Origin of the sequence: Natrinema salsiterrestre (assembly GCF_029502005.1) — an archaeon.
In the GTDB taxonomy this organism is placed as follows: domain Archaea; phylum Halobacteriota; class Halobacteria; order Halobacteriales; family Natrialbaceae; genus Natrinema; species Natrinema salsiterrestre.
The window spans coordinates 400,968-426,667 of the sequence record NZ_JAMQOT010000005.1 but is presented as its reverse complement, the minus strand read 5'-3'; the positions used below and the strand labels follow the sequence as shown (position 1 = coordinate 426,667).

Sequence of the window (25,700 nt, the reverse complement as noted above, 5' to 3'; positions counted from 1 at the left end):
TGGGTAGCGCGGCCGGGAGCGTCACCGGTTCGTCAAACACGGGGACTGATGACCGTTTGGCAGGCGAAACGTACCGTATCGAAGCCGCCCATTCGGGTCTGGTTCTCGACGTCGAGGGAGGGTCGACAGCGAACGGCGGGGCCGTCCAGCAGTGGGGATGGTGGCGGGGAGAAAACCAGAAATGGCACGTCCAACGGGTCGGTGACGGTGACGAATACCGTCTCATCAACGACTACACTGGCAAGGCGCTGACGATCGACGGGGGGACCGACGGCCACGGCGCAGCGGTCGAGCAGTGGGACTGGTTGGATCGGCCTAGGCAGCGGTTCCGCATCGAACACGTCACCGGTGATCGATACCGCATCGAAAACGTCGGTAGCGGTCTCGTTCTCGACGTTACAGGTGGGTCAACGAACCACGGCGCGTCGCTCCAGCAGTGGGGATGGGGGAACAGTGCCAACCAGCACTTCCGGTTTACGGAGGTTTCGGACGGCGGCGATGACTCGGGGTCGGCGGCGGAACCGGAATCTCACTTCGCACCCGACGACGGGTTCGCGACGGCGGCCGAGTGGCTGGACGACGACACCCGCGTTATCAGGGTCACGGAGTTGACCCGGGAAGCGTTGGCGGCGGCCGTCAACGCCAGCGGGCCGCGCGTGGTCGTCTTCGAGGTCGGCGGCGTCATCGATCTCGAGGAGCAGTGGCTCACGGTCGAAAACGATAAATTGTTCCTGGCCGGCCAGACGGCACCCTCGCCGGGGATCACCCTCGTCCGAGGGCAGTTCTCCATCGGCGCGAACGACTGCATCGTCCAGCACATCCGGTCGAAACCGGGCGACGCCGGCAACGAGCGCGACTGGACTCCCGACGCGATCAACACCGGTCACGGGACGTCGAACAACGTCATCGACCACTGCACCGCGACATGGAGCGTCGACGAGGTCATGTCGGTCGGCTACCGGACCGACCGGACGACGCTCTCGAACAACCTCATCGCGGAGGGGCTTCACGACGCCAGCGGGCCGTACCCACACTCCGCGGGGACGCTCGTCGGTGACGACGCCACGGACGTCGCCCTCCTGGGGAACGTCTGGGCCCAGAGCGACAACCGACAGCCGAGACTGAAGTCCGGAACCAGAAGCGTCGCGGTCAACAACGTGATCGCGGCCGGTAACGAGGTCACGAACCTGGACGACGACGCCGTCGCTGATATCGTCGGCAACACATACCGCCGAACGCCGTACTCTTCGGAGGACTACGTCATCCAACACGGTCGCGCGTACCTCGCGGACAACACCTCCGACGTGAACGCGCCGCTCACCGGAGACGTGACGGAACTCGAGTCCCGACCGCTGTGGCCCGACAGTTTGGACGCATTGCCGAACCGGTACGTGCTCGATCACGCCGTCGTGAACGCGGGTGCGCGTCCGGCAGACCGGACGCCCCACGACCGCCGACTCATCGACGATGTTCAGCAGCAGTCGGGGGCGATCATCGACAGTCAGGAGGAAGTCGGCGGCTATCCGACCCTCGAGGAAACCGCACACTCGCTGTCGGTTCCCGACACTGGGCTTCGGGAGTGGTTGGCGCAGTGGGCTCGAGCGGTCGAGGATCCCTACGCCGAACCACCGGTGTGAGTGCCCGCTGACGCTCGTGGCGGTTTTCGCCGGACCGTTGTCGCCTCGCCTCGAGACCGTCATACCGATGCGCCGACGTAGAGGACGGCGACGAGGACGAGCCAGACGACGTCGACGAAGTGCCAGTACAGCGAGACGGTCGCGACTGACGTGTCTCGATCCGGGCCGTAGTGGCCCCGAAGCGTCCGCCAACAGAGCACGGCGATACCGGCGACGCCGAGGGCGACGTGGAATCCGTGGAGCCCGGTCAGGCCGAAGAAGGCGGTCCCGAAGACCCCGCTCGCGAGCGTGAATCCTTCCGCGGTGACGAACTCGTAGTACTCGTAGACCTGACCGGCGAGAAACACTAGGCCGAGTCCGAGCGTCGTCCCGAGAAGGCCGAGGAATCGCCGCCGGTCGCCGCCCTCGAGCGCCTCGTGTGCGTAGTGGAAGGTGACGCTGCTGGTGACCAGAACGGCGGTGTTGACGAGCACGAGCGAGCCCAGCAGCGGCGGGAGCTCCTCGGGCGGCCAGCTCCCGATTCTGACGAAGGCGTAGTAGATGAACAGCGCGCCGAACGTCGACACGTCGGTCGCGAGGAAGAGGAGCGTCGTCGAGACGTACGATTCGCGGGACTTGGACACGCCCTGTGCGTCTCGAGCGGGTGCTAAAAACGCCTGCTCGAGCCAGCCCAAGACGCCGGCCAGCAGGACGACGGTCCCGACGACGGCGAGGCCGACGCCGAGCAGCGGCGGGAGGAGTCCGGTCTCGCGTCCGAGGATGGAGACGGCGGCTCCGCCGTAGAGCCCGGCGGCCCCGGCGGCGGCGATCAGCGGCCAGCGACTCCGGTGTTCGTGGCCGTGATCGTCGTGGTCGCCGCGGCCGCGGTGATCGCCGTACTCTTCGGGTGCCTGCCCCCCGGGAACGCGGTGATCGGAGCCGTCGGCTCGAGGACCGTTCTCGTCGGGCGGATCGGCGCGGCCACCAGAGGCCATATCCCCGCTTCCACGTCGGCCCGGAAAAAGGACCACGGCGTACGGGCAGTTAGGCTGCTGATACAGCCATAGCGCCACCGTCGACCGCAGGCGCGAGCTCGCGTGACCAGTCGTCAGAACCCCGGGAAACCGCAGAACGGTCGGCTCAGTAGAAGTAGTCGTCCTCCGAGAGCTGGACGTACCCGCCGCCGCGGTACTTGAATTTCTGTCGTTTGTACGTCGCCATGACCTTCGCGGCGTCGAGGCCGGCGGAGAACTTCTTGCTGACCAGCGCGTTGTCCGACCCGGTACCCTGCATGTCGTTGATGGTGTCGAAGGCCCAGTCCCAGTCGTCGGGGCCGTAGTCGGCGACGATATCGGCGAAGGCGACGTTGCGCAGGATCTCGTCGCCGATCGCGCGCTTCCAGACGTCGTTGTAGTTCGCGAGCGAGTCCGTCGCGGCCAGACGGCCGGCGATCTTGCCGGTGCGGACGGCGACGTGGTAGCCGCCTTCGTGGAAGGCGGAGGTCGTCCCCATCGCGCCGCCGGCGACGGCGATGTTCGCGCCGACGGGCGACTCGATCGGTCGCGTCGAGGAGATCGGATAGGTTTCCGTCCCCTTCGATTTGCCGCGGTCCTCGACGCGCGGAATGTCTTCCTCGACGTCGTACTCGTCGCCGTACTCCTGCTCGAGCAGGCGCGTGATGTACTCCGCCCCCGAGGGGATCCGCTCGTCGTCCGGCCGCAGGAGCTTGTAGGATCCGGGGTCGTCCACGTCCTCGAGGGTCATCCCGATGGGCATCGTGAGCCCGACGCGAGCGACCGTGCCGTCGTTCGGGAAGACCCAGGGATAGGCCGTTTCGCCGGGCATGTACCCCCACCAGAACTTCAACGTGTCCTCGAACTCCGCGAAGAGTTCGTCCGGAAACTCCCGATACTCCTGGTAGGCGATGTGGTTCGCCTCGGGCGGCGAGAGGTGATCGGAGACGCTCCGGCCGGGTCCCGTGAACTGATCGAGGGCGTCGAGCGTGATTCGGCGCTGTGGCCCGTCCGCGAGGACGACGTACTGGGCCTCGAGCTCGTCGCCGTTCGAGAGCGTCAGCGTGTGGGTCGGTCCCTTCGAACTCGAGGCTCGCAGGTCGGTCTCGAGGTCCTTCACGCCGGTGCCGACGCGCAGGTCAGCGCCCGCGTCGGCCGCGCGTTCGTGGAGCCAGTCGTCCATGCGCGCGCGGTGGAAGGTGTATCCGAACTTGGGATAGGTGGCCTCCATGCCGGTCGAGGTCAATTCGACGCGGCTGTTCGGTCCAACGAACTCGGTCGCCTCGAGTTCCCGGTGGATGACCTCGTCGGGAATCTCTCGATAGTCGAACCCCATGATGTCGATCCAGTAGTCGAGCATCCCGGCGGCGTCGGTCGAATCCGGTCCCGGCCCCTCGCGGTCCTCTCGGGGCACCCCCTGCTCGAAGAGGACCGTCTCTGCGCCGTGGGCGGCGGCCCGTTCGGCCGCGGATGCACCAGCGGGACCCCCGCCGACGATCGCGACGTCTACGCGTTCCATACGCCGTGGAGACTCATTGAGCCATTATAAAAACTGCGAGGCGAATTTATGGACGATCGATCCGATCGCGGTGCCGCGAGACGAACCCTTTTGATCGCACCGACCGACGCTCCGGACATGACCGACGACGACGCGGACGTGCTCGTCCTCCGGAAGGGAACCCACGGGACGCCGATCGAACAGTACGCCGACGCGATCCGGGACCGACTGCCGGACCACACCGTCGCGCTCGCGCGAACGCCCGCCGAAGAGCGCGCGGCGATTCGGGACGCCCGCTTCGTCACCGGCATGACCCTCGAGGACGACCTGCTCGAGGCCGCAGACAGCCTCGAAGTCTTCGCGTGTGCCTACGCGGGTACCGGACATCTCCCCCTCGACGAACTCGCGGACCGAGGCGTCGCAGTGACGAACGCCTCGGGCGTCCACGGACCGAACATCGGTGAACACGTGCTGGGCGCGATCCTGTACTTCACGCGCCGCTTCCACGTCGGCGCGCGCCGCCAGCGCCGCCGCGAGTGGCGCCACTACAAGGCCACCGAACTGCAGGGGTCGACGGTCACCGTCGTCGGTCTCGGTGCGATCGGACAGTCCGTCTGCGACCGCCTCGAGCCCTTCGGCGTCGACACGATCGGGGTGCGCTACACACCCGAGAAGGGCGGGCCGACGGACGAAGTGGTCGGGTTCGGGGACGAGGCGTTCGACGACGCGCTTGCGCGGACGGATTACCTCGTGCTCGCGTGTCCGCTGACGGAGACGACGCGCGGACTGATCGACGAGGAAGCGTTCGTCACGATGGATCCCGAGTCGGTACTGATCAATATCGCCCGCGGGCCGGTCGTCGACACGGACGCGCTCGTCGCGGCGCTGCGCTCGAACTGGATCCGCGGTGCATCGCTGGACGTCACCGATCCCGAGCCCCTGCCCGAGGAGCACCCGCTGTGGAACTTCGAGAACGTCCAGATCACGCCCCACAACGCGGGCCACACGCCGAACTACTACAGCCGGCTGGCCGACATCGTCGCCGAAAACGTCCGCCGATTCGACGAGTCGGGATCGGACGCCGCCTTCGAGAATCAGGTGCTGCCCTGATCGGTATCCACGTCCGATCCACGTTTGCTCCCGCCGGCAGCCGCTCGAGTCTCCGCGAAGCCGTTCGACGCACCTTTTTGACTCCCTGCGCCGAATCACGCGTATGGACCTATCACTGGCCGATCGACCCGCTCGAGCAGGACGCGGCGCAGCGCCCGGAGGCGATCCATGTCGTTGACGTTCGACGGGACGGTTCTCGTCCCCGTGGCCGATCCCGACGACGGGGAGCGGACCGCGGCGGCGCTCGCACCGTATCTCTCCCCCTCGAGTACGGTGCTGGTCGTCAACGTGATCGAGAAGGCCGGCGGCGCGCCTGACAAGGCGTCGGTGGAGCAGCGCGAGGAGTACGCCCAAGAAATCTTCGAGCGCACCCGCGGACCGCTCGAGGGGCGGGACGGAACCGTCGAGACGGCGATCCTCTTCGGTACCGACGTCGTCGAGACGATTTTCGAGGCGGCGCTCGAGCGGGACGTCGACGCCGTCGTCTTCGAGCCTCGCGACGGAAGCCGGTTCGTGGAACTGCTCACCGGCGATACGGCTCGTCGACTGGTGAAGGAGGCCTCGGTTCCGGTGGTCGCGTTGCCACGAAACGACGGGTGAACGGACGACTCTGTACGAATACGACTCGAAACAGAATCAGTCGGTTGCCGGCCTCGGTTCTTCGACTTGGTATCGGTCGTTCGAGCCCGACCTCTACTGCTGGTCCGAGAGTTCCACACAGCCCGTCTGGTCGACCGTGACCTGATAGGTCGCGTACTCGAACGTGACGGAGCCGACGGACCGCTCCGCGGTCGCAGTCGACTGAAACAGCGAATCGAGCGCGTTCGGATCGATCGAATCGTACAGCGGGCCGAACTCGTCCGCGAGCTCGAGGACGTCCAGCCCCGATTCCGACGCGATTGCCTCGAGGACTGCTTCACTGAGCGGCTGATCCGGATCGGACTGGTACATGGTGGTCTCGTTTTGCAGTCGCGGCCCGCCGGTCGAAGATTCAGTTTCCATACCCTCTCTATCGGACCGACGTGGGAAGCGAACACGATTGGATGGTCAACGTTTTAAATCGGGGATCGTCATGCGACCGTGCTGCGAAGGAGGTTGGCCTGGCCACGCCGAAGCCGGGCGGACAGGGCCTGATCGGAGATATCCAGCCGCTCAGCGACCGCGGTTAGCGTCGTCCCGCGGGGTACGTCGAAGTATCCGTTCTCGAGGGCGACCAGCAGCGCTTCCCGTTGCCGATCGGTAATGTCGTAGCGATCGCTCGATCGATTCGATTCCCGGAATATTCGCTGGATTCGAAACGGAATGTCCTTTTCGCGACAGACGTCGCGATAGGCGAACAGGGCTTCCCGCGACGGAACGCGGGCACGAATCTCCGTATCCGTCGTGACCGTGACATCACGGTATCCGATGTCGTACTCCGCTGCCGTCGGATATGTCAGATGATTTTCCCCCAGTTCAGACAGCGTGACGCTGTATAGCCGGCGGTCGCCGGGCTCCTCGATGAGCGTGTACGTCCGTACGGTATCGTCGTCGTCGATCGCCGCATCGATATCCGCGAGGGAATCACCGTAGGCCCAGCAGAGCAGCTTCGTTTCGCCCGTCTCGGACTGGTAGATCTCTTCGATGTCGATCCGGGAAGCAGCCTCGACCGTCCGCCGAAGGATCGGTGTCGCTATTTCGAACTCGACGATCAGGGACATAGGCGACTCACTCGCTTCGCTTACGAGTCCGATACTTGTATACTACACCGACGGCCGAGGTGAGAGACGCGGAAAACTGACTCTCTCCTCGTCGAATGACCGATATCGACGAGCGGGGCCCCTGTCCCGTACAGGTAGAATTCGAGCCGTATCGTCCACTGAGAAATCGACGATCGATCCCGTCAGCTCTAGATGTAGCCGTTCTCGAGCAGGAGTTCGCCGTTGAGGACGCTCGCGCCGGCGGCACCGCGGATCGTGTTGTGAGCCAGACAGTTGTACTGCAGGCCGAAGGGCGATTCCTGAATCCCGCCCGCGGCGATGGCCATTCCGTCACCGAGCGTGCGGTCCAGTCGGGGCTGTGGCCGATCCGGTTCCTCGAACACGTGGATCAGCGGGTCGGGCGAGGACCGCAGATCGAGCGACGGGTACTCCCGCATGGCATCGGCGGCGTCGTCGACGGTGAGTTCCTCCTCAGTCTCGACCCAGACGTTCTCGAGGTGCCCGTCGATGGTCGGGATGCGGTTACAGGAGGCCGCGACGTCCATGCCGTTGTGCGTCAATTCGGCACCGTCGAACTCGCCCAGCAGCTTGCGGGACTCGGTCTCGAGCTTGTCCTCCTCGCTGCCGATGAAGGGGATGGCGTTGTCGATGATCTCCATCGAGCTGACGCCGTCGTAGCCCGCGCCGGAGACGGCCTGCAGGGTCGAGACGTGGACCTTCTCGAGGCCGAAGTCGGTCAGGGCCGCGAGCGTGGGAACGAACGTGATCGTCGAGCAGTTGGGGTTCTTGAGGAGCGCGCCGTCCCAGCCGCGCTCGTCGCGCTGGACCTCGAGCAGGTCGACGTGTTCGGCGTTGACCTCCGGGATCACGAGGGGAATGTCGTCGTCCATGCGGCCGTTCGAGGAGTTCGAGGAGACGACGTAGCCCTCCTCACAGAACCCCGGTTCGACCGCCGCGCCGACGCTCGAGGGGAGCGACGAGAACAGCATGTCGACGTCGTCGGGCACCGCGTCTGGCTCGGTCGCCGTGACGGTCATCTCCGCGACGTCCGTCGGGATCGGGCTGTCGACGCGCCACTTCGCTGCCTGTCGATACGTCTTGCCGGCGCTGGAGTCGCTCGCGGTCAGTGCCGCGATCTCGAACTCCGGATGGGGGTCGAGGAGCTGAATCAGTCGCTGTCCAACAGCGCCGGTCGCACCGAGTACGCCTACTCGTACTGCCATTTTCCGCCACTCCGAGTCGTGTCCGCAAAACCGTTTGGGTTTTCGGTAGCAGGTGTCAATCGACGTAGTTACCAGCGAGGTCCCGATCCGGCAACGCGCTCTGACGGGTCGTCACTCGCAGCCGCTGAAAACGGATAGAAGATGTTAAGAAACGGGAGCGCCAGCTATCGACCGATGCATTACCGACAGGATCGACTCGAGGCCGCAGGCCAGAGGTGGTCCCGATGACGAGTTCGACCGCGAGTACGAGCGATCGAGGGCTGCTCGAGACCCGCTTTAGCATGGGTGCCGCGGCGATCGCAGCGATCGCGGTGTTGCTGGGCGTCGTCTTCGCCTGGACGGGGTACAACGACGGATCGCTCCCGGTGATCGGTCTGGATCTGTCCATCTTGACCGGCGTCGTCGGACTGCTGTTCGCACTCGGTATCGCGCTCGTCGCGGCCATCGCCGCGGTCTACATGGAACCCGGGTTCGACGAGTAACGCCGACGCGAGTTCGCAGCTGGTCCGCGGCCGTTCGCTGTCCGCAACGGGGCCATTCTCTACGCGGATCTCGAGTCGAAAACGGTGAGACAGTAGTCGAATTCGGAGACCGGCGTGCCCGATGGAGAGTGATTCCACTGCCGTCTGGTTCCGCCATCTCGCCCTGACATTTAATTGACTGGCTCTCCGTCCGTTCGCTATGATCGAGCGTATCGAATCGTTCTATTACACGTATCTGTACGGTGACTGGGAATCGATGAAGCGGTGGCTCTGGATGTACGGCCACGTGTCGATTCTGATGGCGACTGTACTCGTCGGATTCACCGCCGGCCGCGGCAGGTACCTGCTGACGGTGCTTCTCGTTCCGTTCCCGGTCATCTACTTGTACAAGCGCTACGAGAAGGCGAAGACGTACACGGTCCAGTCGGACACACCAGTGTAAAGACCGTCGGCTATCCCTCGAGCATACACGTTGCTGTTCTCGGTCAGACGGCTACCGATCGAGGTGAAAAATCGACTTATGCAGGGACTTCCGCGCCTTTCTTCCGGGTCACGTAGCCCGCGATGCGGTTACGAACGCCCTTGGATTCGACGTTCGTGAGCTTCGTGACGCTGTCTTTGTTCTGTTCGAAATCGGTCGTGAATGCCTCCGGGTACCGCTCGAGCAGGAGGTTCCCGGTCTTCTTGACGTAGGCCGGTTTGATTGCCATATCGGGTGTTTCCGTCCAGAGGCTCTTAATCCCTTTCTCTTTGCTGCTCCGGGCTCCCGATTACATCTCGCGTACTCGATGTCGACGATTACCACGCCGAATGCTCGCGTACGCGCTCGAGCGCCTCGCGTTCGCGGGGGCCGCCGGCGCGGTCGACGACGGACGCACAGTACGCGAGGCGGTCCCGGAGCTCGCGCTCGTCGTACTCGTCGACCTCGAGTCGCGACGCGGCGACGGTCGCCTCGACGACCGCGCCGAATCCGCGGTCAATCGTCGGGACCGTTTCGCGCTCGATCGCCGCCTCGACGGGCTGTAGCGTCCACTCCTCCCAGTCCGTCTCGCCGTCGGTCCCGGTATCGACCGGTTCGACGGTCACGCGCGCCCAGGCGGTCGCGGACTCGAGGATCGGCTCCTCGCGTTCGACGATCGAGAGGGCGGCGTCGGCGAACGCGACCGGGTCGTCGACGAACTGGACGTAGCCCTCGCCGCGTCGGTGGAAGTTCCGGCGGGTGCGGGTGTTCCCCCACGTCCGAGCGGTGACGCGATCGCCGGCGCGGAGGCCGAGCGCGGCGGCGTTCCACAGCCCGTTCGGTCCCAAGGTCGTCACGACCGACTCGGTGACGCCGGCGAGCGCGACCGGCCACTCCGCGGTCTCCGCGGCAACGTCGCGGCTCATAGCTCGATCGCCTCGTGCTCGAGCGCGATGTACAACCCGGCCGCGACGATGTCGGCCGTCGTCCCGGGATTGACGCCCCGGTCGACGAGCTCGTCGGCGAAGGTTTCGACCGCGTCCCGGTCCCGCTCGAGCGCATCGTCGGCGACCAGTTCCGCGGCGCGCTCGGTCACCTCTCGAGCGGTCGCCTCGTCGTGCTTCGTCGCGACGAGCGTGTCCGGTCGCTCGGCGAGCGCGGAGAGGAAGACGGCGGCGGTTCGATCGGGAATCGGTCCGTCGAGCTCGGCGAGGCGCTCGGCCGCCGCGAACGAGCGGTCGAATCCCGCGGTCCACTCCCGAGCGACGTCGTCGCCGGGGACGCTCCGGTCCATGATATCGAAGAGCGTCAGCCTCCGCTCCTCGAGCGCCGGAACCGCGTCCGCACCGCGGCGGACGTCGAGCGTCGCCATGTCGTCGGGCGGGTCGGCCACGGCGACGTCGACGTGTTCGAACGCGCGGTAGAACGCCGCCGCGTCGCCGACGGTCGTCTCCCGGACGACGGACTCCGCGACGGGCGGTGCGAGATCCTCGCGGGCGGCTCGGACGAGCGGAACGAGCAACAGGAGCGCTCCGAACTGGGTGTTGCCGCCCTCCTGGGCGGCCATCCCCTCCACGGCTCGTTCGAACGCCGGCCCGACCGCCGCGCCGTCGGCCGCCAGCTCGAGCCCCTCGCGAGCCCCCACCGCCCCGGCGAGGAAGTGCTCGAACCGCAGGTCGGCGAGGTCTCGGTGTCGGTCGACGTTCCCCGGTTTCGGGGTCCCCGCGACCTCGAGGAGCAACGCCAGTTCCGCGTTCCCTGCCGGTGATCGCATATACGTCCCCGTGCGTCCCGGGACGGCTTAGGGGTGGGGGTTGTGGGTCGAGAGGGACCGGAGACGGGGTCGCCGTCCTCGTTGAAGTCGTACGCCTGATCGGGAAGAACGCCGGTATTGCTCTCGGGCTGTAGCGTGTGCGGGTAGTCGATTCCCTCGAGATCATCGCGCTGGGGCACTGAGAGGTAGTTCTCGACGAACGCGTCGATGTTCGTCCGATCCGTTCGCTTCCCCTCCTGCATGTTGTTCGTGAGTTCGTTGATGACCAGCACGTCCGGGCGAACCTCCTGGACGATCCGAGCCGCGGCTTCCGCCTGCCCGTCGCCCGGTTCCTGGACCTGCTCGGTCTCGAGTTCGATGACGTTGAACGCCGCGTATCGCGTGGCGTTGGGGTTCCACGTCGACGTCCCGCGACCGGCTCCGCTGGCCGTCCCGACGATACCTGTTGTCGCAACCGTCGCGCCTGTCGCCGTGAGGAACCGCCGCCTCGTGGTCTCGCGGACCAGACGTTCTCGTCTCCCGATATACCAAAAACTGTCGTCGGCCCGACTACGATTCGGTACTCAATGACGGATACGACCGTGAAGCGGGCCGGAAACGACCCGTCTCAGGGCTACCGGCTCGCGGCGGCTCCGAGGTGCCGTTCGACCGCATCGGCGACCCGCTCGAGCACGGCGGGGTCGTCGCTGGGCCGACCGACGCTGACTGCGTCCGCACCGTGTTCGACGTACTCGCGGACGGATTGGTCGTCGCGGACGCCGTTGTTGGCGATCACGAACAGGTCGGTCGCGTCGACCACGTCGGCGACGACGGATTCGGTGTCCATCGCGTCGACGTGGACGAAATCCGCGCCAGCGCGCTCGAGGCTCCGGGCCAGCGTCGGCAGGTCCACACCGGGTACCTCCGCCCGAACTTTCACGCCGACGGTCGCGCCAGTCTCGGCGGCTTCCTCGACGTAGCCAGCGAGCCGCTCGCCGTCCCGCAGGAGCGTCTCGCCGCAGCCGACGGCGCAGAGCTCGTCCTGTCGGCAGTGGGCGTTGATCTCGAGGAGAGCGCTTCGATCCCGGCAGATCTCGGCCGCCGCCGGGATCGGATCGACGGTCGCACTCCGGACGTTGAACGCCGGCCGGATCGGAGCGTCTGCCAGCGCCTCGAGTTCGCGGTCGACGAACGCGAGCGGATCGTCGGGCAGGAACTCGGTGCGATCGCGGTCGACGAGTTCGCGCGCGGCGGCTCTCGAGTCCGCGTCGAGGGCGATACCGCCGAGGAACGCGGCACCGGCGTACGCTGCGCCGGCACGGGCCCAGTCGGCGTCGGCCTCGCCGCTCAGGCTCGCGAGCGCGAGCGGCGGGGCGAAGGGCAGCGTCGAGGCCATCTCAGGGCAGGTTCTCGATCGCGTGGTTGACTGCGCGAGCAACTCGCTTGGCGTCCGCTCGGGAGTCGATCGCGATGTCCGTCTTGACGACCGGGCGGTCGAACTCGGCGTCGTCGTTCTCGTCGATTACGAACGCATCTGCGAACGGATACGCGGTCGCCAGCCCTTCCGTGCTCGGATCCGCGTTGACGGCTTCCATGAGTGCGGACGCGGGCCCGGAGAAGGCGTCGTCGCCGAGAAACGGCGAGACGGCGACGACCGTCGTCTGTGCGAGCGCGTCCGCGACGCCCGGCAGCGCGAGCATCGGGCCGATGCTGGTGACCGGGTTCGAGGGGCCGATGACGACGGGCTCCTCGAGCGCCTCGAGGACGCCCGGCCCGGGTTCGGCCTTCGAAGAACCGCGGAATTCGACCGTGTCGACGGTCGGCTCACCGCCGTGACCGACCCAGTACTCCTGAAAGTGCATGAGTCCCTGGTCCGTGTGGACGAGGCTGGCGACGGGATCGTCGCTCATCGGCAGCAGATCGATGGTCAGCCCGAACCCGTCCGCGAGCCGCTGGGTCGCCTCGCTCAGCGTGTGGCCCTCGTCGAGGAGGCTCGTCCGCGTGATGTGGACGGCGCGGTCGCGATCGCCGATCGTCATGAACTCGGCGACGCCGGAGAAGCGCCGCCAGTTCGCGAGCTCACGGCTCTCGGTCTGTTTGTCCTCGGGCAGGTACTGCGGACCCTCGGGGAGGTCCGCGGCCGCGGCGATGTCCATCAGCGCCGAGTTGGTTCGGTGCGTGTCGCCCTTGATTCCCCACCACGTCTCTCGGTCGAGGATCCCACCGCCCTGAAACAGCAGCGTATCGACGTCCGGCGAGACGAAGAGCCCGCCGAGCTCGATGTCGTCGCCCGTATTGGCGACGACCGTGGTTTCCTCCGGCGAGAACGCGGCGGCTGCACCGTCTAGCAGCTTCGGCGTTCCGGTGCCCCCGGAGAGGAAGGTTACCATACCTACACCTCTCGAGCGTGGGTACTTAATCGCTTTCGGCCGCTCCGAGCACGTCGATCCCTGGCACGAGACGCGTCGGACTCGTCGCGCTCCGTGTCACCGTCTCAGATCGTTGGCGCTCGAAGATCGCTTCCCACGAGTCGCGTCCTGTCACCCCCGTTCTCGAGTCTCTCTCGCCCCCGGACCTATCTTAATTATTAATCATGCATAACTATATCTCCGCACGAAGCGTATGAACACTGAGTAATCATGGCAGTAACGACGACGCCCGTAGACGAGGGTGCAATAGATGGATTCGGCGAGGGGCTCCGCGGCGAGTTGCTCCGCCCCGGGGATCCGAACTACGACGAGGCGAGAGCCGTCTGGAACGGGATGATCGACCGACGACCGGCACTGATCGTTCGAGCGATGGGCGTTTCGGACGTGATGGCAGCGGTGAACCTCGCTCGCGAGGAAGACATGGAGCTCGCAGTTCACGGTGGGGGACACAACATCGCGGGGAAGGCGGTCTGTAACGACGGGCTGATGCTCGACCTCTCGATGATGCGCTCGGTTCGCGTCGATCCAGAGGAACGAACGGCTCGAGTCGAAGCGGGGGCGACCCTCGCCGACTTCGACCACGAGGCGCAGGCGTTCGGACTGGCGACGCCGCTCGGGATCAACTCGACGACCGGCGTCGCGGGGCTCACGCTCGGCGGCGGCTTCGGCTGGCTGACCCGCAGGTACGGAATGACGGTGGACAACCTGCGCTCCGTCGATATCGTCACCGCAAACGGCGAACTGCGTCACGCGAGCGACGACGAAAACTCGGATCTCTTCTGGGGAATCCGTGGTGGCAGTGGCAACTTCGGCGTCGTTACCACCTTCGAGTTCGATCTCCACGAGGTCGGCCCCGAGATACTCTCCGGACCGGTCGTCTACGCGGGCGAGGACGCACCGGATGTCATCCGACACGTCAGGGACTTCAACGAGAACGCGCCGGACGAGTCCGCCGTCTGGGTCGTGCTCCGGAAGGCACCGCCGCTCCCGTTCCTCCCCGAGGACGTCCACGGCGTCGGCGTCGTCCTCGTCGTGACGTTCTACGCCGGCGACACGGAAGAGGGTGAGGAGGTGTTGGCCCCGATCCGAGAGTACGGGGATCCGATCGCCGATGCCGTCGGCCCCCACCAGTACGCGGCGTTCCAGCAGGCCTTCGACCCGCTGCTCACGGAAGGGGCCCGGAACTACTGGAAATCGCACAACTTCAGCGAACTCTCAGACGACGCCATCGATACCGCGGTCGAGTACGCGGCCGATCTGCCGACGCCGCTGTCCGAGATCTTCTTCGGACAGATCGGCGGCGAGATGGCGCGCGTGCCGTCGGACGCGACGGCGTACCCACACCGCGACGCCGAATACGCGATGAACGTCCACACGCGCTGGGAGGACCCCGCGACGGACGACGAATGTATCGCCTGGTCCCGGGAGTTCTTCGACGCGATGGCTCCCTACGCCACCGGCGGCGTCTACGTGAACTTCATCAGCGAGGACGAAGGCGAGGAGTCCCTCGCCTACGGGGAGAACCAGGATCGGCTGGCCGAGATCAAAGCCGAGTACGATCCGGAGAACCTGTTCCGGATGAACCAGAACGTCGCCCCCGCCCGGTAAACTCGTTTTCGGCCGTTGCTACTCGCCTTCGGCACGCCAGTCGCCGATCCAGTCCGCGAAGCTCCCCTCGAGCAACGTTTCGGACTGCCGACTGACGTACTCGCGTTGCATCGTCGCGATCGCTTCCTCGAGAGCCGCGCCGTCCTCGAGGGCGTCGCGAACCTGCTCGCACTTCCAGCTCGCGGGTGTCACCGATTGCCGGACGCGCCGTCGGAGCGGGTAGAGGTACTTCGCGGCGTCTTCCTCGCTCAGCCCGCGGTTGGTCAGGCCGTCCTCGGCGTGGGCCAGCAGGTCCTCGTAGAGCGCGAGGCTGTCGGTGGTCTCCTTCCCGTCGTTGGTGATCCAGGTCATGTCGGCCTCGAGGCCGTCGACCATCGCGGCGTAGAAGTTCCCCCGGGCGAGCTGCCAGTCGAGTTCGACGACGGGGTGCTCGAGGCGGGTCAGGCTCTCCATCAGGCCGGCGAAGGCGGCGAGGAAGGCGACCGAATCCCGGACCGTGGGCTGGGCGGGGATCGGCCGGAACTCGATGCGGGCGTTGGCCGCGGAGCGAGTCGGGCCGCCGAAGACCGGGCGAATCCACCGCCAGTAGGTGCCGTGTTTGCGGCTGAAGTGGGGGAACTGGTCGTCGAACCGTTCGCCCCCGTCGACCGGCATGGGAACGATGGTATCGTCGCCGGTGATTCGGTCGATCGCCTCGTCGACGGTCTCGAGGTCGTGCGGGAAGCGGACCTTCCCTTCGCCCGTGGTGGGGTCGTTGAGTACGGTTTCGAAGACGCTGATGCGGTGTTCCATCCAGGCGTCCCGGAGAATCTCGTCGGCGCTCGCGTCGTCGTCGTAGAGGTCGGCGGGGAAGAACGGGGAGTTGACGCCGAGCGCGAGAAGGGGGCCGGCGATCCGGAGTGCGTAGTTGAAGTAGTCGGGCAGATCGGGGGCGTGGGCGACCTGATAGTGGGGCTGGATGGACGTGATGAGACTCTCGGGCATCACGGTATCGCCCTGCAGCGAGACGTTCGGGGCCTCGATGCGCATCCCCGCGGAGTCGGCCTGATCGGTGTTGGCCATCGCGTGATAGCGCGCGGAGTCGCTCATGTTCGTCGCGATCCTGATCAGCCGGTCGGTCCCGTCCGGGGTGGTTGCCGTCCGCTCGACGCTGTCGGTGAGGTAGGTGCCCGCCTCCTCTCCCTCGGGCGGAATCGTCCAGAGGGCGTCGCTCACTAATCGCATCCGTTCGGAATCGGTGACGTTGAGCGCCGTCCGCAGGCGCGCCTTGACCTCCGACTCCTGGGCCGTCAGCCCGTGGGCGTTCAGCGGCTGCGGACTCGTCGTCATCTCCGCGTTGTGCAGCCCCAGTTCCTTCTCGAACCCGATCAACTCGAGCAGTCGGCGCGGAACCCGCCGCAGCGTACAGTCGTCGGCCTTGACCGCGTAGAACTCGTACTCGAGGCCGATGATGGCTTGCGGGTTGTCGAAGACCCCCTCCTCGACGGCGTCTTTGATCACCTCGGCGTCCGCCTCGGCTCGCTCGCGAAAGTCGACGGCGTCGACCCCCAGCACGTCCGCGACCCGTGCGGCGAGTTCCTCTTCTGGCATACCTCCGAGTGAGTGGCCGACTGCCTTTAAAGCACGTCACTCGAGCGAGGATGCGCGAGCGGTCTCAGAACCGTTTTACCCCCCGCGACGATACACGTCGCCGATGGAGTTTGCCACGTTCGCCGACCGCGCCGGGACGATCGAGGCCGAACCCGCCGATCTCGAGGTCATCGCTCACGTTCGGGACCTGATCGCGGACGCCGGATCCGACCTCGAGGTCGCCGCTCGCTTCGTTCAGGGACGCGTGTTTCCGGCCTGGGATTCGACGACGCTGGATATCGGGCCGAGCGCGTGTTACGAGGCGATCGCCCGCGCCGCGGGGACGAACGTGAGTAGTGACGACGTCGAGGACCGCCTCGCCGAGGTCGGCGAGATCGGCGACGTGGCCGCGAGCTACGACTTCGGCGGCCAGCAGGGGCTGGGTGCGTTCACCGGCGGTGGCACGGGTGGAACCGGCGGTGGAAGCGACGGCAACGGCGGCGATCTCACCGTTCGCGAGGTCTACGAGACGCTCGAGGAGCTCGCGGCCGCCGAGGGATCGGGGAGCCAGGACCGCAAGGTCGACCTGCTGTTCGGGCTGTTCAATCGCTGCTCGAGCGAGGAAGCGCGCTACCTCGCGCGCATCGTGCTCTCGGAGATGCGCATCGGCGTGGGCGAGGGGACCGTTCGGGACGCCATCGCCGACGCATTCGACGTCCCCACGGATCGGGTCGAGCGCGCTCTGCAGGTCTCGAACGACTACGGACGGGTCGCACGGATCGCCCGTGACGACGGGCTCGAGGGGCTGGATTCGATGGTGCTCGACGTAGGCCGGCCGGTCCAGGCGATGCTCGCACAGGCGGGGACGGTGACGGACGCGCTCGAGGAGTGGGAGGAAGCCGCCGTGGAGTGGAAGTACGACGGCGCCCGGATCCAGTTGCACCACGATCCGGACGTATCCGAGGATTCGGCGGCCGAGACCCGCGTCTTCTCGCGAAACATGGAGGAGGTTACCGACGCCCTCCCGGAAGTAGTCGAGTTCGCCGAGGCCCACCTCGAGGAGGCCGCGATCCTCGACGGCGAAGTCGTCGCGATCGACGCGGACGGTTCCCCGCTGCCGTTTCAGGAAGTGCTCAAGCGGTTCCGACGCAAACACGACGTCGCGAAGGCCCGCGAGGACGTCACCGTGCGACCGGTTTTCTTCGACTGTCTGCACGCCGACGGGGAGGATCTGCTCGCGGAGCCGCTGACCACCCGCCACGACCGGCTTCGTTCGGTGCTGGTCGACGGCCGCGCCGACGGCGATGCCGACGCCGTCGATGATACCGATATCGACGGTCTGTCGCTGCTCTGGCGCACCGACGACCCCGACGAGATCGAGTCGATCGACGCCGAGGCCCTCGAGGCGGGCCACGAGGGGATCATGCTCAAGAACCCCGACTCGACGTACTCGCCGGGGCGGCGCGGGAAGCACTGGCGAAAACGGAAACCGGACGTGGAGACGCTGGACTGCGTCGTGACGGGTGCGGAGTGGGGCGAGGGTCGACGCGCTACTTTCCTCGGCACGTTCGAGCTCTCAGTGCGCGCTGGAGACACCCTCGAAACCGTCGGCAAGGTCGCGACCGGGATCACCGACGAGAAACTCGAAGAGTTGACCGAGCTACTCGAGTCCCACATCACTGCCGAGGAGGGACAGGAGGTCGAGCTCGAACCCGAGGTCGTCTTCGAGGTCGGCTACGAGGAGATCCAGTCGTCGCCGACGTACTCGTCGGGCTACGCGCTGCGGTTCCCGCGGTTCGTCGGAGTGCGGCCCGACAAGGATCCGGCTGATGCGGATTCATTCGAGCGGCTGGAACGACTGCAGAGCGACTGAGAAGGAGATTTCATCCCGCCATCGGGTCGAATTCAGGCATCCTGTCGGTGAACCAGATCTGCGACGGTCGCATCCATGTCGATCACACCCGCGTTCTCGAGAAGTGCGTCGAACTCGTCCGACTCGTAGTAAGTCAACAGGTCCTCGAGCCGGTCGTCTGCGACCTCCTGAACGAGGACGAGCGTCGTCGGATCGTCGTCCACGCGAAACACCTGCGTCCCGAGCGAGCCGTGGGCCGCACGCGTCTCGGCGTTGGCCTCGTGGTGTCGTTCCCACCGCTCGTAATCTTCGACTTCGTGGCGGGCGTGGATGTAAACCATCGGTCGCGGTGTTGACGCTCGGTCCCCGTAAATGAGGGTACTGTGTTCTGCCGACGGTGACTGCTATAGTAGTCGGTGAACCGATTTACGCACCGCTCGCACTCGAGCGGCCAGCACCCGTCGTGCTGGCCGCTGATTCGCGAGCGGGAGTACAATGACTGTCAACGACTACTATAACTGCGACGGGGTTCGCAAGCCGTCTCGAGCCGTCCCGAGTGACAGGACGGTGGCAGGTGCCTCGAGCGATTACGAAATCAGTGGTGATCGAGGGCCGTCGACTCGACCGGTGCTGTCTCGAGAACTCACGGGAAAGCGTTCTGCTATCGCGGACGCTAGGGATTTCCACGTCCTCCCCAGCCGACTCGCTCGGTCACGTCGTTCCCTCGCTCGTCCCTCGCACGATTTCGAGCCGAGACTCGCTGTTCGCTCGTCACGGCTCCGCGTGCGCCACCGCAGGTTGATGGTCGGCGTCGAGCGACTCACCACATGTAATCACTCTTAAGAGCCGTGGGAAACAGGATTCGCGTATGCAACCGCGCGACCTGTCCGATCACGTCGCATACGAGGCGGGTCGAGGCATCGAGGAGGTCGCCCGCGAACTCGGGCGCGATCCCTCGGAGTTCATCAAACTCGCCTCGAACGAGAACCCGCACGGTCCCTCGCCGGCCGCGGCCGTCGCCATCCGCGAGACGGCCTCGAGCGTGAATTCCTATCCGAAAGCGGCTCACGCCGACCTCACGAGCGCCGTCGCCGATCGCTGGGACGTTACCGACGAGCAAGTCTGGCTGGCCAACGGCGGCGACGGGGCGATCGATTACCTCCATCGAGCGACCCTCGAGCCGGGGGACGACGTGCTCGTCCCCGCGCCCGGCTTCGCCTATTACGGAATGAGTTCCCGATTCCACCACGGCGACGTTCGGGAGTATTCCGTCTCGCGAGAGGAAGACTTCGAGCAAGACGCAGAGATGGTGCTCGAGGCCTACGACGGCGAGCGGGTGATCTGGATCACCAGCCCGCACAACCCGACCGGCTCGACGATGCCGCTGGCGGAGCTCGAGCGACTCGCCGACGAAACCGGCGACGAGACGCTGATCGCCGTCGACGAGGCCTACGGCGAGTTCGCCGACCGCGACAGCGCCATCGCGCTGATAGAGGGGTGCGACGGCTTCGAGGCCCGCGACGACGTCGCGATCCTCCGGACGTTCTCGAAAGCTTACGGGCTCGCCGGCGTTCGACTCGGCTACGCCGTCGTCCCCGCGGAGTGGGGCGAGGCCTACACCCGCGTGAACACGCCGTTCGCGGCGAGCGAGCTCGCCTGCCGGGCCGGCCTCGCCGCCGTCGACGACGACGAACACGTCGTGCGAACCGTCGAGACGACCCGCGAATCGCGCGCGTACATGCGCGAGCACATCGATGCCCACGTCTGGCAGAGCGAGGGGAACTTCGTCCTCGTCGCCGTCGGGGACGCCTCGGCCGTCGCCGAGGAAATGCAGGAGCGCGGGGTCATCGTTCGGGACTGCTCGAGTTTCGGCCTGCCGGGCTGTATCCGCATCACCTGCGGGACCGAAGACGAGACCCAGCGCGCCGTCGCGACGCTGAACGAGGTTCTCGAGGATTTCGACCTCGAGACGGAACCGACGGACGGAGTCGAAGATCCCGACGCGGAGGTCGCCGATTCATGAGGGTCGCCGTCACCGGTACGCCCGGAACCGGAAAGACGACCGCGACGGACCGCTACGAATCCCGTTCGACGGCCGCCGAGGAAACTGACGACGAAGCCGCCCCAGATCTCGAGGTAATCCATCTCAACCGGGTCCTCGAGGACGAGGCGCTCTACACCGAGGTCGACGCCGACCGCGAGAGCAAGGTCGCCGACCTCGAGGCCCTGAGCGAGTGGCTCGCGGGGCGGGACGACGTCCTGATCGAATCCCACCTCGCCCACCATTTCGACGCCGACCGGGTCGTCGTCCTGCGGTGTCAGCCGGAAACGCTCGAGGAGCGGCTGCTCGAACGCGGCGAGACCGAGGCGAAAGCGAGGGAGAACGCCGAGAGCGAAGCACTGGACGTGATCCTCTCGGAGGCGGTCGAGGAACACGGCCTCGAATCGGTCTACGAGGTCGACACGACCGACCGGGATCCGGAAGCCGTCGCCGACGAACTCGAAGCGGTCGCTGCGGGTGAGCGCGACCCGAGCGCCGGCGAGGTCGACTTCGTGGGGTATCTCACGTGACGCTCGACAAATTCCGGCCGTACGTCTCGCGGTTCCTCGACCCGTTCGTGAAGGGCTTCGACCGCGTCGGCATGACGCCGAACGGGGTGAGCGTGATCGCGTTCGGAATGGCCGTTCTGGCCGCGGTGGCGTTCGCACTCGGCGGGCTCGAGGCTCCAATCTGGTACGTCGCGGCGGCGGTGCTCGTCTTCCTGAACGGCTGGCTCGATATCGTCGACGGCGCGCTCGCACGCGAGCAGGAGGTGGCCTCGGCCGGCGGCGACCTGCTGGATCACGTCCTCGATCGGTACGCGGACATCGTCGTCATCGCGGGGCTGGCCGCGGGGGTCGAGAACTATCTGCTCGGGTTCCTCGCCGTCACGGGCGTCGTCATGACGTCGTATCTGGGCACGCAGGCTCAGGCCGTCGGCCTCGATCGGGTCTACGGCGGACTCGTCGGCCGGGCGGACCGCCTCGCGATCATCGGGATCGCCGGCTTCCTGGCCTATCCGCTGGCGGGAACGACACTGGGGGGGTTCACGCTCGTGGGTTGGTTGCTCGTCTTCCTCGCGGTCGTCGGGCACCTGACCGCGCTTCAGCGATTCTATTATTCCTGGGCGGCTCTCGAGTAATCCCCGTCTCCGCCCGCTGACTGGGGGTTTCTACGGGCTGAAACCACGCCGCATACTTTATCCCTCACCGCGATATAGGAGTCGACATGGTTCAGTGCGAGATGTGTGGGGCCGAGACGTCGTCCCCGAACACCATCAAAGTCGAGGGCGCGAAGCTAGACGTGTGTTCGAACTGCACGGACTTCGGCACTGAAGTCAAAGACACGTCGAGTTCGAGCGGGTCGACGAAGTACTCGACCGGCTCGAGTTCGTCCTCGTCGGGTGGGGGCGGCCAGTCGTCGGGATCGAGTGCGAGCTCATCGAGTTCGGGCGGCTCGAGCCAGCGCCGCTCGGACATGTTCGACGACATGGACGAGCTCGCGACCGATTACGACGATCGCGTCCGCAACGCCCGCGAGAACGAGGGGCTCAGTCAGTCGGATCTCGCGAACGAACTCAACGAGAAGGCCAGTCTGATCCGCAAGATCGAACGCGGCGATACGCTCCCGAGCGACGAGGTCCAGTCCAAACTCGAAAACTTCCTCGAAATTTCGCTGAACGCCGAGGGCAGCTCCGGCGACGATTCGGAGTGGTCGGGTGGCTCCTCGTCCGGGAGTTACACGCTCGGTGACGTGGTCAAGCGCAAGGACTGAGTCCGATCGTCGGGTCCGTCCTCGATAGCGTCCCCGACTCGCAAGCTATTTCTTACCCGCGAGTGGGGTAGCCGATATGTTCGTCCTCGTTAACCTGAAGACGTATCCGTGCGACCCGGTCGCAGTCGCGGACGCCGTTCGCGACGTCAACGAAACCACTGATGCCCGTCTGGCCGTCGCGCCGCAGGCGGCACACCTCGAGCGCGTCGCCGACACGGGCGCGGAGACCTGGGCCCAGCACGTCGACTCGATCGAGCACGGGAGCAACACCGGCCACACCCTCGCCGAGAGCGTCGCGGAGGCTGGCGCGGTCGGGACGCTCATCAATCACTCCGAGCGCCGGCTGAAACTGGCCGACATCGATGGCGCAGTTCGGGCGGCCCAGCGTGCGGATCTCGAGACGGTCGTCTGTGCGAACAACCCGGCCCAGATCGGTGCGGCCGCGGCGCTGGGCCCCGATGCCGTCGCCGTCGAACCGCCCGCACTTATCGGAACCGGAACGCCGGTGAGCCAGGCCGACCCGGAGGTCGTCGAAGGGGCCGTCGAAGCCGCGGCGAACGTCGACTCCGAGGTGTCGGTCCTCTGTGGCGCCGGTATCAGTACGGGTGACGACGTCGTCGCGGCCGGCGAACTCGGGGCCGAAGGCGTCCTGCTCGCGAGCGGCGTCGCGAAGGCCGACGACCCGAAAGCGGCGCTCGAGAACCTCGTCGAACCCCTCTGAGCTGGGTGCCGACGCCGATCGACGGTGCGGAGGTCGTGCCGACCGACTTTTCTCGGTTCCCGTCGAACGTGAGCGTATGACTGACGAAGGGCCCGAAACCGGGAGCGAGGCCGACGTCGACGACGGGACCGACGCGGGGGAGCGACCCGTGGGCGTCGCGCTCGAGAACAGACTGATGAGCCACGGCTACTACGTCACGTCGTTCACCTGGATGGACGATGTGGCGGCCGAGACGACCGCGGACGAGTCCGCAGCGGAGACCGACCCGCACGGACGGACACCTGAGGACGGGGCCGGAATCGAACTCGAGTACGAAGCCGTCACGGACGCGCCGGGTGTGACGAGCAACGAGGTCGGAGCCGTCCTCCGGACGCTATTGGAGGTCGGCGAGGAACGGGAGTGGACGCCCGGTCGCCTCGAAGTGACGTCGGTGACGACCGACGGCGACGTCCGGGGCTGGTGGTACGTCGAACGCGAGTGGTTCGACCGACTCGGGGACGACCTCTCGCAGGTCGAATTTTCCGAACGCGTGCTGACAACCGTAAAACATCACCAGAGCGAATGAGAGCGGCAATAAATACGAAAGAGAGGTAGATTAATAATGGCTCACAAACCTGCTTATCGTAGACGACTCAATGACCGGAGAACAGGTGTACGTTTCTCATGCGCCCGGCGATCTCGAACTCGTCCAGGATCTGTTCTCGACGGTCAAGAACTTCCCGTTCGGCGTCCACATCGCGCTCGAGGAGATCGAGTCCGGCCGGTCGCGAACGCGACTCGAGGGCCGACTCGCCAACAGTGACGTCGTCGTCGCAGTGCTAACGGAAGACGCGGCCGAGAACCGGTGGATCAATCAGGAGATCGGCTACGCGGTGGCCAAGGGCATCCCCGTTCTGCCGCTCCACGACGAGGATCGCAATCGCCGCGGGTTCATCGGCGACGTCGAGGGCGTGGCGATCGATCGGAACAATCTGACGTTTACGATTTTCAACCTGCTGTGTCGGCTCCGGAGCGAGCTCGCTCCGCTGGGCGCGCTGTCGGTCCCGAACTGGTACATTCGGTTCCCGTGTACGGTCCCCGACTGTGACCAGCCGGTAACGCTCGAACTTGAGCAGGGGCAGACGAAACTCTGGAAACTTCACAGCCACGGCAAACACCTGACGACGTCGTGTACGGTCTGTGGCTCGAGGTACTACTTCAACCCGGCGACGATCGGTTTCGTCGGCCGCGAGGACGGCGTGACGGCTCAGTCGTCCACCCGGAGCCGCTCGTAGGCCTCGTTCACGAGTTTGAACGCCGATTTGCTCCCGCTTTCCCGGTCCGGATGGGCGCGTTTCACCTGCTCGTGAAACGCCTCGCGGATCGCGCCGTCGCTCGCGTTCGCATCGACGCCGAGTACCTCGCGGGCTCGCGTCTCTCGCATGGCGACGTCGGCGACGATCCCCTTCTCCTCGGCGTCGGCCTTGCAGTCGGCGCAGAGCGTCTCCGTCCGATCGTCGATCGTGGTGATCCGAAAGCGTTCCTCGGAGACCCACTCTCGACACTGGCTACAGAGGGTTTCGTCCGCGTCGGTGTCGTCGGTGGCGGAGCGGTCCGACTCGGCCGTCGCCGTCCATCTGGTCGCGGTCCGGTCGGAGTCGGTCGTCGCCTTCGAACCGGTCGCAGTACCTGCCGTCCCGTCTCCGGCGGCCGCGTCGTCACCGTCCGGGGCTTCGGCCGCACACTCCGGACAACAGGTCAGTACGGTCCCGTCTTTGAGCACCACGTCCTCGAGGTCCTCCGTGAGATAGGTGCCGGTACAGCCGTCGCAGGCGTCCCGTCGCTGGTCGAGCGAGTTCTCGTTCCGCGCGGTCGCTCTGGCGTGGGGCTCACACTCCGGACAGCACACGACCTGTTCGCCGTCCGGCATCGTCACTGGTGTCAGCTCCTCGAACGCAACCATTCGGCCGCACCCGTCGCAGTCGACCCGATGTTCGCTGACCACAGCCATCACGCGTTCGGTTCGAGGTGGTCGTATATTAGTTCTTCTTCTGACAGTCGTGGATCGATTCGTATCGTGGTTCGCTCTCGGCCGATCGAAAGTGAGACGGACGGTTGTCGACCCGGACCGCCGCTCGCCACCGATCGATCTCGTTCCCGGTGATCGGGCAGAACCGAGACATCAATAGGGCCCCCGTACCGAGGTCGGGTATGGACACCGCAGTTCAGACCGGGGTCCGTGACAGCGCACCCGACCGTCACCGTGTCGTCGCCGGACTCGTCGATGTCGTTCTCGTGGCCGGGATGGTTCTGTACGGATACATCGATCACGGGGGCGATCCGATCGCCGACCCGGTCGGATCCCTCGGGACGATCGCACCGTTCGTCGTCGGCTGGCTCGCCGTTGCACTGCTCGCGGGAGTGTACACGCTCGAGAGTCCACTGAGCGGTCACGGGCTCCGCGTGACGGCCGTTACCTGGATCGCGGCCGCCAACGTCGGACTCATGATCCGGGGGTCCCCGTTGTTCGACGGCGGGACGACGTGGCCGTTCCCGGTCGTCATAACCGCCTCCGTTCTGGTCGTGTTGATGGGATGGCGACTCGGCTATTCTTTGCTCTTCGCTGCGACGGAGTGACCCGTCTCGCCGTCGCTCGGAACCGGAGCGCATACTGGTTCTGACTCATACGGCATGTTTTATTTGGGTGTCCTCCCTCTGCTTGGCGATTAAAGGCACTCAAACCGATTGATACCGCCTGTATCTCGATCGACCTGATAATTCAGACCGCGAAATATCGCTCTCCGTAGCAAAATAACTACTTCATAAGTTATGGACATCCATTGTATTGGATGCCAGTCAGAAACCCATCTACC

Annotated in this window: 28 protein-coding genes; 15 read left to right on the top strand and 13 right to left on the bottom strand. The window is 65.9% G+C overall.

The window, feature by feature from the left end:
• The first annotated feature begins 56 nt into the window (after positions 1 to 56).
• A complete protein-coding gene (locus NDI89_RS16365) occupies positions 57 to 1,637 on the top strand; it encodes an RICIN domain-containing protein (protein ID WP_277522949.1) in 1,581 nt (526 codons plus the stop codon).
• A 59-nt stretch (positions 1,638 to 1,696) separates the two neighbouring features.
• On the opposite strand, the gene NDI89_RS16360 is transcribed toward NDI89_RS16365, so the two are convergent.
• Together NDI89_RS16360 and NDI89_RS16355 are read right to left on the bottom strand one after the other, a co-directional pair.
• Positions 1,697 to 2,611 carry a cytochrome c oxidase subunit 3 gene (locus NDI89_RS16360; protein ID WP_277522947.1) on the bottom strand — a complete coding sequence of 305 codons (915 nt, stop codon included), beginning with the start codon at positions 2,609 to 2,611 and terminating at the stop codon, positions 1,697 to 1,699.
• Between the two features lie 145 nt (positions 2,612 to 2,756).
• Positions 2,757 to 4,148: an NAD(P)/FAD-dependent oxidoreductase gene (locus NDI89_RS16355; RefSeq protein ID WP_277522946.1), complete on the bottom strand. Its 1,392-nt coding sequence runs from the start codon at positions 4,146 to 4,148 to the stop codon at positions 2,757 to 2,759.
• Between the two features lie 117 nt (positions 4,149 to 4,265).
• On the opposite strand from NDI89_RS16355, the gene NDI89_RS16350 reads away from it, so the two are divergent.
• Entirely contained in the window at positions 4,266 to 5,237 is a 972-nt protein-coding gene (locus NDI89_RS16350; protein ID WP_277522978.1) for a D-2-hydroxyacid dehydrogenase, read from the top strand.
• Positions 5,238 to 5,405: 168 nt separating this feature from the next.
• Positions 5,406 to 5,837 (top strand): universal stress protein, encoded by a 432-nt coding sequence (locus tag NDI89_RS16345; protein WP_277522944.1) that lies wholly within the window; start codon positions 5,406 to 5,408, stop codon positions 5,835 to 5,837.
• A 93-nt stretch (positions 5,838 to 5,930) separates the two neighbouring features.
• Here NDI89_RS16345 and NDI89_RS16340 read toward each other — a convergent pair whose 3' ends face one another.
• From NDI89_RS16340 to asd, 3 genes are all read right to left on the bottom strand, one after another.
• A complete protein-coding gene (locus tag NDI89_RS16340; protein ID WP_277522942.1) occupies positions 5,931 to 6,239 on the bottom strand; it encodes a HalOD1 output domain-containing protein in 309 nt (102 codons plus the stop codon).
• A 68-nt stretch (positions 6,240 to 6,307) separates the two neighbouring features.
• The gene (locus NDI89_RS16335; RefSeq protein WP_277522939.1) at positions 6,308 to 6,937 is read right to left on the bottom strand and encodes a helix-turn-helix domain-containing protein; all 630 of its coding nucleotides are present in this window, start codon (positions 6,935 to 6,937) and stop codon (positions 6,308 to 6,310) included.
• 188 nt (positions 6,938 to 7,125) lie between these two features.
• Complete coding sequence (gene asd, locus NDI89_RS16330) at positions 7,126 to 8,160, bottom strand: aspartate-semialdehyde dehydrogenase (protein WP_277522936.1); 1,035 nt, start codon at positions 8,158 to 8,160, stop codon at positions 7,126 to 7,128.
• A 215-nt stretch (positions 8,161 to 8,375) separates the two neighbouring features.
• Between asd and NDI89_RS16325 the strand changes: the two genes are divergently transcribed.
• Together NDI89_RS16325 and NDI89_RS16320 are read left to right on the top strand one after the other, a co-directional pair.
• Complete coding sequence (locus tag NDI89_RS16325) at positions 8,376 to 8,642, top strand: hypothetical protein (RefSeq protein WP_277522934.1); 267 nt, start codon at positions 8,376 to 8,378, stop codon at positions 8,640 to 8,642.
• Between the two features lie 199 nt (positions 8,643 to 8,841).
• On the top strand, positions 8,842 to 9,084 hold the full coding sequence (locus NDI89_RS16320) for a hypothetical protein (protein WP_277522931.1): 243 nt from the start codon (positions 8,842 to 8,844) through the stop codon (positions 9,082 to 9,084).
• Positions 9,085 to 9,160: 76 nt separating this feature from the next.
• Here the strand turns inward: NDI89_RS16320 and NDI89_RS16315 are convergent, their stop codons facing one another.
• The 5 genes from NDI89_RS16315 to cofD all read right to left on the bottom strand — a co-directional run bounded on the left by NDI89_RS16315 (position 9,161) and on the right by cofD (position 13,245).
• Positions 9,161 to 9,352 (bottom strand): 30S ribosomal protein S17e, encoded by a 192-nt coding sequence (locus tag NDI89_RS16315; RefSeq protein ID WP_005559773.1) that lies wholly within the window; start codon positions 9,350 to 9,352, stop codon positions 9,161 to 9,163.
• Between the two features lie 88 nt (positions 9,353 to 9,440).
• Positions 9,441 to 10,028 (bottom strand): DUF447 domain-containing protein, encoded by a 588-nt coding sequence (locus NDI89_RS16310; RefSeq protein WP_277522926.1) that lies wholly within the window; start codon positions 10,026 to 10,028, stop codon positions 9,441 to 9,443.
• Positions 10,025 to 10,876, bottom strand: a complete 852-nt coding sequence (locus NDI89_RS16305) for a triphosphoribosyl-dephospho-CoA synthase (protein ID WP_277522923.1) — start codon at positions 10,874 to 10,876, stop codon at positions 10,025 to 10,027. Before NDI89_RS16305 ends, NDI89_RS16310 begins: the two co-directional genes overlap by 4 nt.
• Before the next feature lie 613 nt (positions 10,877 to 11,489).
• Positions 11,490 to 12,251 carry a tRNA-dihydrouridine synthase gene (locus NDI89_RS16300; protein ID WP_277522921.1) on the bottom strand — a complete coding sequence of 254 codons (762 nt, stop codon included), beginning with the start codon at positions 12,249 to 12,251 and terminating at the stop codon, positions 11,490 to 11,492.
• A gap of 1 nt (position 12,252) precedes the next feature.
• Positions 12,253 to 13,245 (bottom strand): 2-phospho-L-lactate transferase, encoded by a 993-nt coding sequence (gene cofD / locus NDI89_RS16295; protein ID WP_277522919.1) that lies wholly within the window; start codon positions 13,243 to 13,245, stop codon positions 12,253 to 12,255.
• 249 nt (positions 13,246 to 13,494) lie between these two features.
• On the opposite strand from cofD, the gene NDI89_RS16290 reads away from it, so the two are divergent.
• On the top strand, positions 13,495 to 14,892 hold the full coding sequence (locus NDI89_RS16290) for an FAD-binding oxidoreductase (protein WP_277522917.1): 1,398 nt from the start codon (positions 13,495 to 13,497) through the stop codon (positions 14,890 to 14,892).
• Positions 14,893 to 14,910: 18 nt separating this feature from the next.
• Here NDI89_RS16290 and NDI89_RS16285 read toward each other — a convergent pair whose 3' ends face one another.
• Positions 14,911 to 16,482, bottom strand: a complete 1,572-nt coding sequence (locus NDI89_RS16285; RefSeq protein WP_277522915.1) for a glutamate-cysteine ligase family protein — start codon at positions 16,480 to 16,482, stop codon at positions 14,911 to 14,913.
• Positions 16,483 to 16,585: 103 nt separating this feature from the next.
• Here NDI89_RS16285 and ligA point away from each other — a divergent pair, with 103 nt between their 5' ends.
• On the top strand, positions 16,586 to 18,334 hold the full coding sequence (gene ligA, locus NDI89_RS16280) for an ATP-dependent DNA ligase LigA (RefSeq protein ID WP_277522913.1): 1,749 nt from the start codon (positions 16,586 to 16,588) through the stop codon (positions 18,332 to 18,334).
• 32 nt (positions 18,335 to 18,366) lie between these two features.
• Here ligA and NDI89_RS16275 read toward each other — a convergent pair whose 3' ends face one another.
• Positions 18,367 to 18,654 carry a cyclase gene (locus tag NDI89_RS16275; RefSeq protein WP_277522912.1) on the bottom strand — a complete coding sequence of 96 codons (288 nt, stop codon included), beginning with the start codon at positions 18,652 to 18,654 and terminating at the stop codon, positions 18,367 to 18,369.
• Between the two features lie 527 nt (positions 18,655 to 19,181).
• Here NDI89_RS16275 and hisC point away from each other — a divergent pair.
• From hisC to NDI89_RS16240, 7 genes are all read left to right on the top strand, one after another.
• A complete protein-coding gene (gene hisC, locus NDI89_RS16270) occupies positions 19,182 to 20,336 on the top strand; it encodes a histidinol-phosphate transaminase (protein WP_277522911.1) in 1,155 nt (384 codons plus the stop codon).
• Positions 20,333 to 20,884: an adenylate kinase family protein gene (locus NDI89_RS16265; protein ID WP_277522910.1), complete on the top strand. Its 552-nt coding sequence runs from the start codon at positions 20,333 to 20,335 to the stop codon at positions 20,882 to 20,884. Before hisC ends, NDI89_RS16265 begins: the two co-directional genes overlap by 4 nt.
• Positions 20,881 to 21,495 (top strand): CDP-alcohol phosphatidyltransferase family protein, encoded by a 615-nt coding sequence (locus NDI89_RS16260; protein ID WP_277522909.1) that lies wholly within the window; start codon positions 20,881 to 20,883, stop codon positions 21,493 to 21,495. Before NDI89_RS16265 ends, NDI89_RS16260 begins: the two co-directional genes overlap by 4 nt.
• A gap of 86 nt (positions 21,496 to 21,581) precedes the next feature.
• Positions 21,582 to 22,127 carry a multiprotein bridging factor aMBF1 gene (locus NDI89_RS16255; protein ID WP_307729410.1) on the top strand — a complete coding sequence of 182 codons (546 nt, stop codon included), beginning with the start codon at positions 21,582 to 21,584 and terminating at the stop codon, positions 22,125 to 22,127.
• 76 nt (positions 22,128 to 22,203) lie between these two features.
• Entirely contained in the window at positions 22,204 to 22,848 is a 645-nt protein-coding gene (gene tpiA, locus NDI89_RS16250) for a triose-phosphate isomerase (RefSeq protein ID WP_277522908.1), read from the top strand.
• 76 nt (positions 22,849 to 22,924) lie between these two features.
• Positions 22,925 to 23,413 (top strand): DUF8159 domain-containing protein, encoded by a 489-nt coding sequence (locus NDI89_RS16245; RefSeq protein WP_277522907.1) that lies wholly within the window; start codon positions 22,925 to 22,927, stop codon positions 23,411 to 23,413.
• Between the two features lie 70 nt (positions 23,414 to 23,483).
• Positions 23,484 to 24,122 carry a toll/interleukin-1 receptor domain-containing protein gene (locus NDI89_RS16240; RefSeq protein WP_277522906.1) on the top strand — a complete coding sequence of 213 codons (639 nt, stop codon included), beginning with the start codon at positions 23,484 to 23,486 and terminating at the stop codon, positions 24,120 to 24,122.
• Here the strand turns inward: NDI89_RS16240 and NDI89_RS16235 are convergent.
• Positions 24,095 to 24,838 (bottom strand): J domain-containing protein, encoded by a 744-nt coding sequence (locus NDI89_RS16235; RefSeq protein WP_277522905.1) that lies wholly within the window; start codon positions 24,836 to 24,838, stop codon positions 24,095 to 24,097. The genes NDI89_RS16240 and NDI89_RS16235 overlap by 28 nt on opposite strands.
• Before the next feature lie 200 nt (positions 24,839 to 25,038).
• On the opposite strand from NDI89_RS16235, the gene NDI89_RS16230 reads away from it, so the two are divergent.
• Positions 25,039 to 25,464, top strand: coding sequence for a DUF3054 domain-containing protein (locus tag NDI89_RS16230; protein ID WP_277522904.1), 426 nt, complete (start codon positions 25,039 to 25,041; stop codon positions 25,462 to 25,464).
• Positions 25,465 to 25,700 lie beyond the last annotated feature (236 nt).